Annotated in this window: 10 protein-coding genes; 7 read left to right on the plus strand and 3 right to left on the minus strand. The window is 72.7% G+C overall.

The annotated features are described in order from the left end of the window. Nucleotides 1-14: 14 nt before the first annotated feature. Both hemW and ACIRPH_RS04110 read right to left on the minus strand, forming a co-directional pair. Nucleotides 15-1,247 carry a radical SAM family heme chaperone HemW gene (gene hemW / locus ACIRPH_RS04105; protein WP_402908914.1) on the minus strand — a complete coding sequence of 411 codons (1,233 nt, stop codon included), beginning with the start codon at nt 1,245-1,247 and terminating at the stop codon, nt 15-17. Between the two features lie 277 nt (nt 1,248-1,524). Then, complete coding sequence (locus tag ACIRPH_RS04110) at nt 1,525-2,610, minus strand: LacI family DNA-binding transcriptional regulator (protein ID WP_402908916.1); 1,086 nt, start codon at nt 2,608-2,610, stop codon at nt 1,525-1,527. Nucleotides 2,611-2,706: 96 nt separating this feature from the next. Here ACIRPH_RS04110 and ACIRPH_RS04115 point away from each other — a divergent pair, with 96 nt between their 5' ends. The 4 genes from ACIRPH_RS04115 (at nt 2,707) to ACIRPH_RS04130 (ending at nt 8,552) form a co-directional block, all read left to right on the plus strand. Beyond that, entirely contained in the window at nt 2,707-4,308 is a 1,602-nt protein-coding gene (locus ACIRPH_RS04115; protein WP_402908917.1) for a glycoside hydrolase family 13 protein, read from the plus strand. Nucleotides 4,309-4,783: 475 nt separating this feature from the next. Continuing rightward, nucleotides 4,784-6,031 carry an extracellular solute-binding protein gene (locus tag ACIRPH_RS04120; protein WP_402908919.1) on the plus strand — a complete coding sequence of 416 codons (1,248 nt, stop codon included), beginning with the start codon at nt 4,784-4,786 and terminating at the stop codon, nt 6,029-6,031. Nucleotides 6,032-6,033: 2 nt separating this feature from the next. Next, complete coding sequence (locus ACIRPH_RS04125) at nt 6,034-7,647, plus strand: ABC transporter permease subunit (RefSeq protein ID WP_402908920.1); 1,614 nt, start codon at nt 6,034-6,036, stop codon at nt 7,645-7,647. Further along, nucleotides 7,647-8,552 (plus strand): sugar ABC transporter permease, encoded by a 906-nt coding sequence (locus tag ACIRPH_RS04130; protein WP_402908922.1) that lies wholly within the window; start codon nt 7,647-7,649, stop codon nt 8,550-8,552. Before ACIRPH_RS04125 ends, ACIRPH_RS04130 begins: the two co-directional genes overlap by 1 nt. Nucleotides 8,553-8,755: 203 nt before the next feature. Here ACIRPH_RS04130 and lepA read toward each other — a convergent pair whose 3' ends face one another. Continuing rightward, nucleotides 8,756-10,597, minus strand: a complete 1,842-nt coding sequence (gene lepA, locus ACIRPH_RS04135; protein WP_402908924.1) for a translation elongation factor 4 — start codon at nt 10,595-10,597, stop codon at nt 8,756-8,758. 253 nt (nt 10,598-10,850) lie between these two features. On the opposite strand from lepA, the gene ACIRPH_RS04140 reads away from it, so the two are divergent. The 3 genes from ACIRPH_RS04140 (at nt 10,851) to ACIRPH_RS04150 (ending at nt 14,274) form a co-directional block, all read left to right on the plus strand. Next, nucleotides 10,851-11,825: a hypothetical protein gene (locus ACIRPH_RS04140; protein WP_402908926.1), complete on the plus strand. Its 975-nt coding sequence runs from the start codon at nt 10,851-10,853 to the stop codon at nt 11,823-11,825. Between the two features lie 236 nt (nt 11,826-12,061). Next, nucleotides 12,062-12,331, plus strand: a complete 270-nt coding sequence (gene rpsT / locus ACIRPH_RS04145) for a 30S ribosomal protein S20 (protein ID WP_267945997.1) — start codon at nt 12,062-12,064, stop codon at nt 12,329-12,331. Nucleotides 12,332-13,080: 749 nt separating this feature from the next. After that, nucleotides 13,081-14,274: a helix-hairpin-helix domain-containing protein gene (locus ACIRPH_RS04150; RefSeq protein ID WP_402908929.1), complete on the plus strand. Its 1,194-nt coding sequence runs from the start codon at nt 13,081-13,083 to the stop codon at nt 14,272-14,274. The last annotated feature ends 30 nt before the right edge of the window (nt 14,275-14,304 follow it).

The following is a 14,304-nucleotide window of genomic DNA, read 5'->3' on the forward strand; positions in this document are numbered from 1 at the left end:
GTGCGCGCGGACCCTCAGGTGAGGTCGCGCACCACGGCGTCGGCGAGCAGGCGCCCCCGCCGGGTCAGGACGGCGCGGCCCGCGCCGTGGGCGCCGGCCTCCAGCAGGCCCTCGGCGACGGCGCGCTCGGCCGCGGCGCGCCCGTGCGGCTCCAGCAGGTCCAGCGGGCACCCCTGCTCCACACGCAGTTCGAGCAGGATCCGCTCGAAGCGCCGCTCCTCCGATGTGAGCACCTCGCGGGCCTGGCCCGGGCTGTCGCCCGAGTTCAGGCGGGCGGCGTAGGCGGCTGGGTGCTTGACGTTCCACCAGCGGGTGCCGCCGACGTGGCTGTGCGCGCCGGGCCCCACGCCCCACCAGTGGCCGCCGGTCCAGTAGAGGAGGTTGTGGGCGCTGCGCCCCTCGGGCGTGCGCGCCCAGTTGGACACCTCGTAGGCCGTGAACCCGGCCCTGGCGAGGGCGTCGTCGGCCATCAGGTAGCGGTCGGCCATCGTGTCGTCGTCGGGCTCGGTGAGTTCGCCCCTGCGCACCCGGGCGGCGAGGCGGGTGCCCTCCTCGACGATCAGCGAGTAGGCGGAGACGTGGTCGGGGCCGGCGGAGACCGCGGCGTCGAGGGAGGCCCTCCAGTCGTCGTCCGTCTCGCCCGGCGTGCCGTAGATCAGGTCGAGGTTGACGTGGTCGAACCCGGCCTCGCGGGCCCATCCCACGCACTGTTCGGGGCGTCCGGGGGTGTGGCCCCGCTCCAGGACCTTCAGCACGTGCGGGCGTGCGCTCTGCATGCCGAAGGAGATCCGTGTGAACCCTGCCTCGCGCAGCCGGGCCAGGTACTCGGGCGTGACGGTCTCGGGGTTGGCCTCGGTGGTGACCTCGGCCCCGGGGGTGAACCCGAACCGGTCTCGGACCTCGGCGACGATCCGGCCCAGGTCCTCGGCCGACAGCAGGGTCGGCGTGCCGCCGCCGACGAACACGGTGCTGACCGGGGGCCTCGCACCGGACAGGACCCGGTCCGCCAGCGCGACCTCGGCGACGGCCTGGTCGGCGTACGTGGCGCGCGAGGCCGTGGCGGTCCCGTCCCTGGAGACGAGCTCCTCGGCGGTGTAGGTGTTGAAGTCGCAGTAGCCGCAGCGCGTGACGCAGAAGGGCACGTGGACGTAGAACCCGAGCGGCTGCCCGCCGAGTTCGGCGAGGGAGGCTTCGGGCAGTTCCCCGGTACGCGGTACGGGGTCGCCGTCGAGGGCAACGGAAGGCATGCCTCCAGTGTCACCGACGCCGCGGCGTGCCCCGGCCGGGCCGTCGCCGGGACCCGCCACGGCCGGGGCTCGGGGCACGGAGAGATGGGACACAGGGCCCGGTTCCGGGGGCTCCTCCGGCCCGTGCGGGCCGGGCGGAGGGCGGAGGCGGTCTCCGGGGCGACGCGGACGGCCCGCGCGGGGCGGGGTCGACACCGCTGCGTCCGGGGCCCTGCCTCGTCCGGGGACCGCGGGCGCTCGCCCCACCGGACCGGAGGAGGGGCCCGCCCCGGCCGGGTCAGGGGTGGGCGGGGGCCGGGGAGGCGGCCCGCTGCGGGAGGGGGCCGCGGGGAGGGTCCACGTGCCCGGTCGCGCTCTGCCGATCGGGGGCGATGGCGGTGGAGCCGCGCACGACCAGCTCCGGGTCGAACATGAACTCCGTGTGGGAGACGGGGTGCCCGGCGATCTCGTCGCACAGGGCGCGCGCCGCGGCCAGCGCCATCGCGTTGACCGGTTGGCGGACGGTCGTCAGCGGGGGGTCGGTGAAGGCGATGAGCTGGGAGTCGTCGTACCCGACGACGGAGAAGTCCTGGGGGACGCGCAGGCCCCGCTGGCGGGCGGCCCGGATGGCGCCGAGCGCCATCATGTCGGATCCGCAGACCATGGCGGTGACGCCGCGCTCGATCAGGCGGACGGCGGCCGCGTGGCCGCCCTCGACGCCGAACAGGGACAGTTCCACGAGGTCGTTGCCGTCGAGGCCGTGCCTGGCGAGGGCCTGGTGGTAGCCCTCCAGCTTGCGGCGGACCGGGACGTAGCGCTCGGGGCCGCTGGTGAAGCCGATGCGGGTGTGGCCGAGGGCCACCAGGTGGTCGACCGCGAGCCTTCCGGCCTCCCGGTCGTCCGCGGAGACGAACGCCGAGGGGATGGCCTCGGCGAACCCGTTGACCAGGACGATCGGGAGTCTTCGTGAGACCAGGGCGTGGTAGCGCTCGTGCGGCGCGGTGGTGTCGGCGTGCTTGCCGGAGACGAAGAGGATGCCGGAGACGTTGCGCTCCAGGAGCAGCTCCACGTACTCGTCCTCGGTTATTCCGCCCGGGGTCTGGGTGCACAGCACCGGCGTGTACCCGCGCTGGGCCAGAGCTCCCTCGGCCGCCTGGGCGAACATCGGGAAGACCGGGTTCTCCAGTTCGGGGATGACCATGCCGACCAGCCCGGCCGAGCGCTGCCGCAACCGCGCGGGACGCTCGTAGCCGAGGACGTCGAGGGCGGTCAGGACGGCCTTGCGGGTTTCGGTGCCGACCCCCGGCTTGTCATTGAGCACCCGCGAGACGGTGGCCTCGCTGACGCCTGCGTGCCGCGCGATGTCGGCAAGTCGTGGACCCATGAGCGTAACTCTAGTCGAGATCGTCGTCACATGGCCGAAAGTTCGGGGTAATCTTGCGCAAGAACTTGCAGTCGCCACAGGGAAGGACCCTCGAAGATGGAGCCTCAGTCTCGCTGGTGGCGTGAAGCGGCCATCTACCAGATCTACGTGCGCAGCTTCGCCGACTCCAACGGTGACGGGGAGGGCGACCTCACCGGCATCCGGGAGCGCCTCCCCCACCTGGCGGAGCTCGGCGTGGACGCGATCTGGCTGACCCCGTTCTACGTCTCCCCCCTCGCCGACGGCGGCTACGACGTCGCCGACTACCGCGACGTCGACCCCCGCTTCGGCACGCTGGAGGACTTCGACGCCCTCCTCGGCGCAGCCCACGACCTGGGCATCCGCCTGATCATCGACGTGGTGCCCAACCACTCCTCCTCCGCCCACGCGTGGTTCCGCGAGGCCGTCGCCGCCGAGCCGGGCGACCCGGCACGGTCCCGGTACGTCTTCCGGGACGGCAAGGGCCCCGAGGGGGAGCAGCCCCCGAACAACTGGAAGTCGATCTTCGGCGGCCCCGCCTGGACGCGCCTCAAGCGCCCCGACGGCACCCCCGAGCAGTGGTACCTGCACCTGTTCGACCCGGAGCAGCCCGACTTCGACTGGACCCACCAGGAGGTGCACGACGAGTTCGACGACGTGCTCCGCTTCTGGCTCGACCGGGGCGTGGACGGCTTCCGCATCGACGTCGCGCACGGCATGGTCAAGGACCCGGGCCTGCCCGACATCGCCGAGGGGGCCAAGGCCGACCTGCTCGACGGCAGCACCACGCTGCCGTACTTCGACCAGGACGGCGTGCACGACATCTACCGCCGCTGGTCGGCGATCGCCGCCTCCTACCCGGGCGAGCGCGCGCTGGTGGCCGAGGCGTGGGTCGAGGACGCGGACCGGGTGGCCCGCTACCTGCGCCCGGACGAGCTGCACCAGGCGTTCAACTTCGAGTACCTGACCGCCCCCTGGGACCCGGCCCGCCTGAAGGCGGTCATCGACGGTTCCCTGGCCGCCAACGGCGCGGTGGGCGCGACCACCACCTGGGTGCTGTCCAACCACGACGTGACCCGTCACGTGACGCGGTTCGGCGGCGGGGAGCAGGGGCTGCGCCGGGCGCGCGCCGCGACGCTGCTCATGCTGGCCCTGCCCGGCTCGGTCTACCTGTACCAGGGCGAGGAGCTGGGCCTGCCGGAGGTCACCGACCTGCCGGACGACGCGCTCCAGGACCCGACCTGGGAGCGTTCGGGCCGTACCGAGCGCGGCCGGGACGGCTGCCGGGTGCCGCTGCCCTGGGAGGACGGGAGCGCGCCGTTCGGGTTCGGCCCGCAGGGAAGCACCCCGTGGCTGCCCGTCCCCGAGGGCTGGGGCGCCCTGTCGCGCGCGTCCCAGCGGGGCGTGGAGGGCTCGACCCTGGAGCTGTACACCAGGGCGCTCGGGCTGCGCCGTGAGCTGGACGCCCTGGGCGACGGCGCGATGACCTGGCTGGACGCCCCCGAGGGCGTGCTGTACTTCGAGCGCGAGCCCGGCGTGCGCGTCGCGGTGAACCTCGGCGGGGAGACCGCGGAGATCGCGGCCTCGGGCGAGGTGCTCGTGGCCAGCGGCCCGGTGGCCGCACCGGCCGACGGCTCCCTTTCCCTGCCGGCCGAGACGGCGGTCTGGCTGCGCGGCTGACGCCGTGCGGGCGGTGCCGGACACCGGCGCCGCCCTTCCCCCTCCCCCGGTGCGCCCGGTGCGCGGAGTCCCCCGCGCACGGGTCCCGCCGGCCCGCGGCCCCGGACCGCCGCGCTCCTCCCGAAGCGGCTTCCGCCCCGCCGCCCCGGCGGAGCACGCCGAGCGGCCCCCGCGTCCCCGGTCGGGGCCGCCGGACGCCGCTGCTCACGGCCACGTCACACCCAATGGTGTGACTAAATGAGCGTTAATCACAGATATCATCATCAGGCGGTCACTGCACGGCTACCCCCGGCAGGCGGTCACGCGTCCGTTTCCGCGGTGTTTCCACATCTTTATGCAGCAAGTCTGCAAACCCTTTCAAAGCTTGCAAGTTATTGCTAACGTCACATCACCACGCATGCCCGCGACGGACCCGGGGCCACCGGCGAACCGCATGCGCGACCTCCTCAGCACGGCCTCCCGGAAGGAACACACCATGAGATTCCGCAGCGCACCAGTGGTGACAGGCATCGCCGCGATCGCCCTGATGGCGACCGCGTGCGGTGGCGGCGGTGAGGACGGGGGCGACGACGCGTCGGCCGAGGGCACCCTCGTCATCTGGTCCGACCCCGAACGCGCCGACGCCATCCAGGGGGCCGCCGCGGAGTTCGCCGAGGCCAACGGCATCGAGGTCGACGTCCAGAGCCTGACCTTCGGCGACATCCAGGGCGACCTGCTCAACGCCCACCAGGCCGGGAACGCGCCCGACGTCTTCATCGGCGCCCACGACTGGACGGGCAACCTGGTGCGCAACGGCGCCGTCCAGCCCATCGAGCTGACCGGCGACAGCGCCGCGGGCCTGGACGAGACCTCGGTCCAGGCGCTCAACTACGACGGACAGCTCTTCGGTGTGCCGTACTCGCAGGAGAACATCTTCCTGATGCGCAACACCGAACTCGTTCCCGACGCCCCCGAGACCTTCGAGGAGATGGTCGAGGTCGGGACCGAGCTCAAGGACGCCGGTGACACCAGCGAGGTCCTCTCCATGGCCGTCACCCAGGAGGGCGACCCCTTCCGGATGAACGCCCTGTTCGGCTCCGCGGGCGGATACCTCTTCGGCCAGGACGACGAGGGCAACTGGGACCCGGCCGACCTCGGCGTGGGCTCGGACGAGTCCATCGCCGCCATGGAGCGGATCGCCGAGTACGGCGAGGGGGGCGAGGGGGTGCTGCGGCGCTCCATCGACCTGGAGAACGACGCCGTCCTGTTCTACGAGGGCGACGCCCCCTTCTTCGTCGCCGGCCCGTGGAACATCGCCGACGCCGACGCGGCCGGGGTCGACTACGCGATCAGCCCCATCCCCGGTTTCGAGGGCGAGGGTCCCGCCACCCCCTACATCGGCTACCAGGCGTTCTTCGTCACCGAGGGCAGCTCCAACAGCGCCCTCGCCCAGGAGTTCGTGACCAACTACGTCACGGACACCGACTTCATCCTCAGCCTCTACGAGGCCGACCCGCGCACCCCGGTCCAGCTGGACGCCCTCGAGACGGTGTCCGCCGACGACCCCAACATCGCGGCGATCGCCGAGGCCGGCGCCGAGGGCATGCCGATGCCCTCCATCCCCGAGATGGGCGAGACCTGGGAACCGCTGGGCATCGCCCAGGCCGCCATCATCGGCGGGGCCGACGTCCGTGAGGCCATGGAGGCCGCCCACGAGACGATCGCCGGCCAGATCGGCGAGTAGCGGTGGCGTCCAGGAAAACCGACACCGCGGGCGCCCCCGGCACGGGGGCGCCCGCCCGCCCGGGACTCCCCGGAGGCCGGTTCGCCGGCAACGGCTCACTCGGCGGGCAGCTCGTCAAGATCTCCCTCCTCGGCCTGTTCACCGCCCTCGGCGTGTGGGCGGCCCTCCCCCTCTACGTGGCGGGCAACTGGCTGGGCATCGCCCTGGTCGCCGGCGTCGTCGCACTCGTCTACGCGGTCTACCTGTCCAAGCGCGCCGTCCCGGTCAAGTACCTGGTCCCGGGCGTGCTGTTCCTGCTCGCCTTCCAGATCCTGCCCGTGCTCTACACGATGAGCACGTCCGTCACGAACCTCAGCGACGGCCACCGCGGCGACAAGCAGCAGGCGATCGCCGCCATCGAGGCGTACTCCGTGAGCAGCCCCGACGGCGCTCGGGAGTACACGCTCACCGTGGCGGTCACCGGCTCTCCCGAGACCGGTGACCTGGTCTTCCTCCTGGTCGACGGCGAGGGCTCCGCCTATGCCGGCGACGCGGAGGGGCTCACGGAGCTCACCGGGGCGACCGTCGAGCCGTCGGGCAAGGTCACCGAGGCCTTCGGCTACTCGATCCTGACCCCCGCCGAGGTCAACGCCCGCAGCGAGGAGCTGTCGGAGTTCGCGGTGCCCTCCGGCAACGGCTCCGGCATCCGCTCCAGCGGCCTGTCGAGCGCGTTCGAGGGCACGGCCACCCGCGTCTACGACGAGGGGTGCGACTGCGTCACCGACTCCGAGACCGGCGCGGTCTACCACGCCGACGACGAGCGAGGCGCGTTCTACGACGAGGAGGGGCAGCGACTGGCGCAGGGCTGGCAGGTCGGCGTCGGCTTCGACAACTTCGCCCGGTTCCTGTTCAACCCCACCTTCGCGTCCTCGTTCTTCGGCATCCTGGTGTGGAACATCGCCTTCGCCGTCTCGGTCACCTTCCTGGTGTTCGTGGTGGGCCTGGCGGTCGCCCTCACCCTGCACGTACCGAAACTGCGCGGCAAGGTCGTGTACCGGATCCTGGTGGTCCTGCCGTACGCCATGAGCTCCCTGGCGATGTTCCTGCTGTGGCGGGACATGTTCAACACGGACTTCGGGCTGTTCAACAGGATGCTGGGGCTGCAGGTCGACTGGCTGGGGGACCGATGGAGCGCCCGGGCCGCGGTGATCCTCGCCAACGTGTGGCTGGGCTACCCGTACATGTTCCTGGTGGCCACCGGGGCGCTCCAGGCCATCCCCCGCGAACTGGGGCAGGCGGCGCAGATCGACGGGGCGGGCCCCTGGCAGGCGTTCCGCAACGTCACCCTGCCCCTGCTGATGGTCGCGATGACACCGATCCTGATCGCGACGTTCGCGTTCAACTTCAACAACTTCAACGCTGTGTGGCTGATCAGCCGGGGCGGCCCGTTCTCCCCGGACAACCCGACGGCCGGCGCCACGGACCTGCTCATCACCTACACCTACCGCCTCGCCTTCAACGAGGCCACCGCGGAGTACGGGTACGCGGCCGCGCTGTCGGTGATGATCTTCCTGATCGTGGCCGGGATGTCCGTGCTCAGCCTCAGCCGCAGCAAGGCCCTCGAGGAGGTGGACTGATGGCGGTGCACGCCACCGGTACCGCGCGCACGCCCTACCGGCGCAGCGCGGGAACCCGGTTCTCCCTGTGGGCCGTCCGGCTCGGCTGGCGCCACCTGGTGATGCTGGCGGTCGTGGCCTTCGCGATCTTCCCGGTCCTGTTCGTCGTCTCGGCCGCCCTCAACCCGCTGGGCACCCTGTCCAGTGCGCAGCTGTGGCCGACCGGGGCCAGTCTGGCCAACGCCCGGGACCTCTTCACGAACACGCCGTTCACCACCTGGTACGCGAACTCGCTGTTCTTCGCGGTCACCAACGCGGCCGCGACGGTGATGCTGTCCGCGCTCGCCGCGTACGCCTTCAGCCGCATGCGGTTCAGGGGGCGCAGGGTGGGGCTGATCGGCCTCCTGGTCATCCAGATGTTCCCGCAGTTCCTGGCGATCGTGGCGATCTACCTGATGTTCACCACGCTGGGCGAGTACTACCCGGGGATCGGTTTCGACACCCGGTGGGGGCTGCTGCTGGTGTACCTGGGCGGTGCGCTCAGCATCAACACGTGGCTGATGAAGGGCTTCTTCGACACCGTGCCGAAGGAGCTGGACGAGTCCGCGCAGATCGACGGGGCCTCGCACGCCCAGGTGTTCTTCCGGATCATGCTGCCGCTGGTCACGCCCGTGCTGGCGATCGTGGGCCTGCTGGTGTTCATCTCCACCATCAACGAGTTCCTGATGGCGAGCGTGTTCCTGCGCGACACCGACGCCAAGACCCTGGGGCTCGGGCTCTACCAGCTGGTGTCCTCCCAGCGGAACGCGAACTTCGGGATGTTCGCGGTCGGCGCCATCATGCTGTCCCTACCCACCCTGGCGGTGTTCTGGTTCCTCCAGCGCTACATCACCGAGGGTCTGACCGCGGGGGCCGTCAAGGGCTGAGGCCCAGCGGCCCGGTTCCGGGGCGCCCGAAGAGCGGGCTCCCCGGAACCGGGCGTGCACGGACGGGGGCCGGTCGAGCGGAACGAGGACACCGGGAGCGTGCCGGAACCGGGCGTGCACGGACGAGGGGGGGGGGGGGGGGGGCGGGGGGGCGCCCCCCCCCCCCCCCCCCCCCCCCGCCCGCCGGCCCTCCGGGCCGGTGACTACTTCTTCTTCTTGTCCTCGCCACCGCCGCCGTCGGTGGACAGGGCGGAGATGAAGGCCTCCTGGGGCACCTCGACCCGGCCGACCATCTTCATCCGCTTCTTGCCCTCCTTCTGCTTCTCCAGCAGCTTGCGCTTACGGCTGATGTCGCCGCCGTAGCACTTGGCGAGCACGTCCTTGCGGATGGCGCGGATGTTCTCGCGCGCGATGACCCGGGCGCCGATGGCCGCCTGGATGGGGACCTCGAACTGCTGCCTCGGGATCAGCTCGCGCAGCTTCTTGGTCATGTCCACGCCGTACGTGTAGGCCTTGTCCTTGTGCACGATCGCGGAGAACGCGTCGACGGCCTCGCCCTGGAGCAGGATGTCGACCTTGACCAGGTCGGCCTGCTGCTCGCCGGTGGGCTCGTAGTCCAGGGAGGCGTAGCCCTTGGTCCGCGACTTGAGGTGGTCGAAGAAGTCGAACACGATCTCGGCCATGGGCAGCGTGTAGCGCATCTCCACGCGGTCCTCGGACAGGTAGTCCATGCCCTGGAGGTCGCCGCGCCGCTCCTGGCACAGCTCCATGATCTGGCCGATGTGGTCGGAGGGGCTGAGCACCGTCGCCTTGACCATCGGCTCGTAGATCGCGGCGATCTTGCCGGACGGGAACTCGCTGGGGTTGGTCACGACGTGCTCGGTGCCGTCCTCCATGTCCACCCGGTAGACCACGTTGGGCGCCGTGGAGATGAGGTCGAGGTTGAACTCGCGCTCCAGGCGGGCCCGGGTGATCTCCAGGTGCAGCAGTCCGAGGAAACCGCAGCGGAAGCCGAAGCCCAGGGCCGCGGAGGTCTCCGGCTCGAACACCAGGGCGGCGTCGTTGAGCTGGAGCTTCTCCAGGGCGTCGCGCAGCACCGGGTAGTCGGTGCCCTCGATCGGGTAGAGGCCCGAGAACACCATGGGCTTGGGTTCCTGGTACCCGCCGAGCATCTCGGTCGCCGGCCTGTTCAGGGCGGTGATGGTGTCGCCGACCTTGGACTGGCGCACGTCCTTGACACCGGTGATGATGTAGCCCACCTCGCCCACGCCCAGGCCCCCGGCCTTGGTGGGCTCGGGCGAGCTGACGCCGATCTCCAGGATCTCGTGCGAGGCCCGGGTCGACATCATCTGGATGCGCTCGCGCGGGCTGAGCTTGCCGTCGACCACGCGGACGTAGGTGACGACGCCCCGGTAGGTGTCGTAGACCGAGTCGAAGATCATCGCGCGGGCGGGCGCGTCGGCGTCGCCGACGGGCGCGGGGATCTGGTTGACGATCTCGTTGAGGAGCTCCTCGACGCCCTGCCCCGTCTTGGCGCTGACCTTGAGCACGTCGGAGGGGTCGCAGCCGATGATGCCGGCGATCTCCTCCGCGTACTTCTCCGGCTGGGCGGCCGGGAGGTCGATCTTGTTGAGCACGGGGATGATGGTGAGGTCGTTCTCCAGCGCCATGTACAGGTTGGCGAGGGTCTGCGCCTCGATGCCCTGGGCGGCGTCCACCAGCAGGACCGCGCCCTCGCAGGCGGCGAGCGAGCGCGAGACCTCGTAGGTGAAGTCGACGTGCCCGGGGGTGTCGATGAGGTCCAGCGTGTACGTCTTGTCGTCGAGCGCCGTGAACGGGATCCGCACGGCCTGCGACTTGATGGTGATGCCGCGCTCGCGCTCGATGTCCATGCGGTCCAGGTACTGGGCGCGCATCTGGCGGTCCTCGACGACCCCGGTGATCTGGAGCATCCGGTCGGCCAGCGTCGACTTGCCATGGTCGATGTGCGCGATGATGCAGAAGTTGCGGATCAGCGCGGGATCGGTCCAGTTCGGCTGTGCCACCGTGCTCCGTTCACAGGTTGGGGTCCGGGTCGCGTGTGCGCCTGCGGCGTCACCGCCCCGCCGCGGCGTGGGTCCACGGCATCGTCAATCATCCCATGGCGACGGGGTCGCCCTCCCCGGTGACGGCCGCCGCCCGTGCGGCAGTATGGGGTCCGGGAGCGGGGTTCGTGTCCAGATTATGTGACCCGGCACCGGGAACGCGCCGTTCGCGCACGGGTCCCGGGCCCGGCCGGAGCGTGCGAGGAGCGATCGGGTGAAGTGGCTGTTGACACGGGTGTTCGCCGGGCTGGCCGCGATCGCGGTGGTCCTGGTCGGCGCGGGCGCGCTGCTGGCCTACCAGTTCTCGGGCGACCCGGCCCCGTGGGCGGCGTCCCAGGGGGCCGACGCCGCGTGGGTGGGCTCGTGGGAGGACACCGGGAACCTGGCGCGGGTGCTCGACACCGGCGGGGTGGACACGGTGTACGTGTACGCGGGCAACATCGACGCCGAGGGCTCCGTGGAGCGGGTGGAGGACACCGCGGCCCTGCTGTCGTGGCTCGGCTCGGAGTACCCCGACGTGCGGCCGCTGGCGTGGCTCCGGCACGGGGCGGACGGGTCGTCGCTGATCCGCGACCGGTTCGGGGAGGAGGCGCGTGAGGCCCTGGCCCCGGCCGTCGCCGAGGTGGCCTCGGACGGGTTCGCCGGCGTCCACCTGGACATCCGGCCGGTGACCGTGAACGACCCGTCGATGCCCGCGCTGATGGAGCTGGTGCGCGAGGAGCTGGGCGAGGACCCCGTGCTCTCGCTGCAGGCGCACCACGTGGAGCTGGTGCCCGGCGGCCGGGTCCCCTCGTTCGTCTCGGACGGAGGGGAGAAGTACTGGTCCAAGGGCTACCTGGACCGGATGGCCGAGCACGCCGACGAGGTCGTGCTCCCGGGCGTGGGCGCGGACATGCCCGCGGAGGCGATGTACGGGGGCTTCATGGTGCGGCAGGTGACCGAGTCCCTGTCCGCCCTGAGCGCCCGCGAGGACGTCGCGGTGCGCTTCGGCCTGCCGACCCGCAGCGGAGGGGAAGGGGGGCCGCGAGCGGGGAACGAGTCGGCCGCGACCGCGCTCGCCGGGATCAGGCTCGGTCTCACACGGGCGGAGCCCCCGGAGGGGAGGACGCTCGGTGTGGCGTTCCACCTCGGGGACGAGGCGGGCGAGGCGGACGTGGCCGCGTACACCGCCGGGTGGCTGCTGTCCTAGCCGTGCGTCCCGCGCGGGGACCGGGAGCGTCCGCACGGGGACCGGTGTGCGCGAGTGGTGGCGGTGTGCTGCATACTGGAAGTCCGTGTCTCGGACTTCCACGTTTCAATATGAGCCCCGTGGACTCACACACCCGGCGTCGGCGCCCACCCTGGCCTCTCGCGGAACGGCTGCCCGCGAGTTGAGCCGCTTGTTCGACCGACGCGATCATCAGAGTAACTGGAGCACGTTTTCGCATGGCGAACATCAAGTCGCAGAAGAAGCGCATTCGGCAGAACGAGAAGGCCCGTGTCCGCAACCAGGCGGTGCGCTCCTCGCTGAAGACCGCCGTCCGCAAGTTCCGTGAGGCTTCCGAGGCCGGGGACGTCGAGAAGGCCACCGTCGCGCAGCGCGACGCCGCGCGCGCGCTGGACAAGGCCCAGAGCAAGGGCGTCATCCACAAGAACCAGGCCGCGAACCGCAAGAGCGCGATCGCCAAGCGCCTGCACGAGCTTCAGTCCGCCTGAGGACCGATCTGCGCTGACCGGCCCGGTGTCCGCACCGGGCCGGTTTCGTCGTTTCCGGCGGCCGCTCCCGCGGAGTTGTCCACAGGGTGGAATCGGCCGGTGACAGGGGGTCGGCGGCTTCCTACCGTTGACGTATGACCGCTCCGCGCCGTCCCCGGCGTCACCCTTCCGTGCCGGACCAGCAGGCCCGGCTCCGGGCGCTCACCCTGGACTCCTCCCCCGCGGCCCGGAGGCTGCGGGCCCGTATCCCCCGGCCTCCCCTCGACCCCCTGCCGACCGGGTCCCCGCCCCCGGCGCCCGCCGCCCGGGCGGGAGGCGGTGCGGCCCCGCCCGGCGCCGACGGTCCCGCCGCGGGCGTCCCCACCTCCCCGGAACGAAACGCGTCCCCGCCCCGGCCGGACGCTCCCCGGCACGCCGCGACCGCGGACGCGCGACCCGGCGGCCCGGCCGTCCCGAGCGCCCCCTACGCGGTACGCGGGGCCGGCTCGGAGGCGCCGTACCGTCCGCAGGCCCCCGGGAGGGAGGCGCCGCCCGGACACCGGTCGCCCCCCGGCCGGGGGGCGACCGCCCGGGTGTGGCCGGAGAGGCACCACGACGACACGGTGGCCGTGTCCCCGGCTCCGCCGGTCCCGCCCGCCTGCGGCAGGCCCGCGCCGGGCGTCGACGGCGGGGGCCGGCCCGGCCCCCTGACGGCCGGCCCGTTCGGGGACGGGCCGCCGGGGAAGGCGGCCCCCCGCCGCGGGGCCGCGGTGTCCGACCGTCGCCGTGAGGGCGCGGACCGGGAGGAGGGCTCCCGGAGCACCGGGACCGCCGCCCCCCGCGGGGAGGGGGCCGGCTGGGAGGAGGGCTCCCGCCGCAGGAGCCCGGTGCGCGAGCCGCGCCGGGAGGGGCCCGCCCCCGGGGAGGGCGCGGGGTGGGAGGGCTCCGGCGCCTCGCGAGACCCGGGGGCCGGACGGGCGTACCGGGGACCGGCGCCCCGCGCGTCGGGCGGGCCCGTCCGAGGCGCCCCGGACGATTCGGCCCCGGCGGACCGCCGGTCGCGGGCCGCGGTCCGGGTCGTCCCCGCCGACCGGGAGGAACACGGGGCGGAAGCGCCCGGACCGGATCCGGCGGACCGCCTCCGTGACCCGACCGGACCGTGGGCGGGGCCGGACGGGGAGCGCGGACGGCACCGGCGGGAGTCACGGCCCCCGTCCGGGTACACCGAGTTCGTCCCCGAGCCCCCGGGCGCGTTCCTGGAGCGCCTGGCGCGGCGCTGGCCGCCCCACGCGACCCTGTCCCGCCGCTCGGTGCTCGCCCTGGTCGCGGTCGGGGCCCTGGCCGTCACCGCGGTCGTGGTGCTGCACGACCGTCCCGCGACCGTGCGGGCGCCGGAGATGGTCGCCCAGGCCGCTTCCGCACCCGCCGCGGGCGACCCCGCCGGTGGGGACGCGGGCGACCCCGTGGGCGGGGACGATCCCGCCGGGGCCGTCCCCCCGGACGGGCCGACGCAGGCCGGCACGGACGCCGACCTGGTCGTGCACGTGGGCGGCGAGGTGGCCGATCCGGGCCTGTACACCCTGCCGGCCGGGTCGCGCGTCGCCGACGCCGTCGAGGAGGCGGGCGGTGCCCTGCCGGACGCCGACCTCGACCTGCTCAACCTGGCCCGCGCCCTGGTCGACGGCGAACAGGTCCTCGTGGGCGTCCCGCAGCCTCCGGGCGCCGCCGGGGCGGGAACCGCGGGCGGCGGGGCGGCGTCGGGCGCGGAGGCCCTGGTCGACGTCAACCGGGCCGACAGCGCGCTGTTGGAGACCCTGCCCGGGGTGGGGCCGGTGATCGCGCGCAACATCATCGAGCACCGGGAGGCCCACGGGCCGTTCGCCAGCGTCGACGAGCTGCTCGACGTGGACAGGATCGGCGAGAAGGTGCTCGCCGACCTCGCCCCCCACGCGACGGCGGGGTGAGGGCCGTGCCGGACCTCCCCTGCTCGCCCG

Source organism: Nocardiopsis sp. NPDC101807 (genome assembly GCF_044766605.1).
Classification (GTDB): Bacteria; Actinomycetota; Actinomycetes; order Streptosporangiales; family Streptosporangiaceae; genus Nocardiopsis; species Nocardiopsis tropica.

Coding starts and splice junctions, on each gene's coding strand:
- ACIRPH_RS04115 (WP_402908917.1), top strand. CDS start 2,707: ATGGAGCCTCAGTCTCGCTGGTGGCGTGAAGCGGCCATCTACCAGATC.
- ACIRPH_RS04110 (WP_402908916.1), bottom strand. CDS start 2,610: ATGGGTCCACGACTTGCCGACATCGCGCGGCACGCAGGCGTCAGCGAG.
- hemW (WP_402908914.1), bottom strand. CDS start 1,247: ATGCCTTCCGTTGCCCTCGACGGCGACCCCGTACCGCGTACCGGGGAA.
- rpsT (WP_267945997.1), top strand. CDS start 12,062: ATGGCGAACATCAAGTCGCAGAAGAAGCGCATTCGGCAGAACGAGAAG.
- ACIRPH_RS04120 (WP_402908919.1), top strand. CDS start 4,784: ATGAGATTCCGCAGCGCACCAGTGGTGACAGGCATCGCCGCGATCGCC.
- ACIRPH_RS04130 (WP_402908922.1), top strand. CDS start 7,647: ATGGCGGTGCACGCCACCGGTACCGCGCGCACGCCCTACCGGCGCAGC.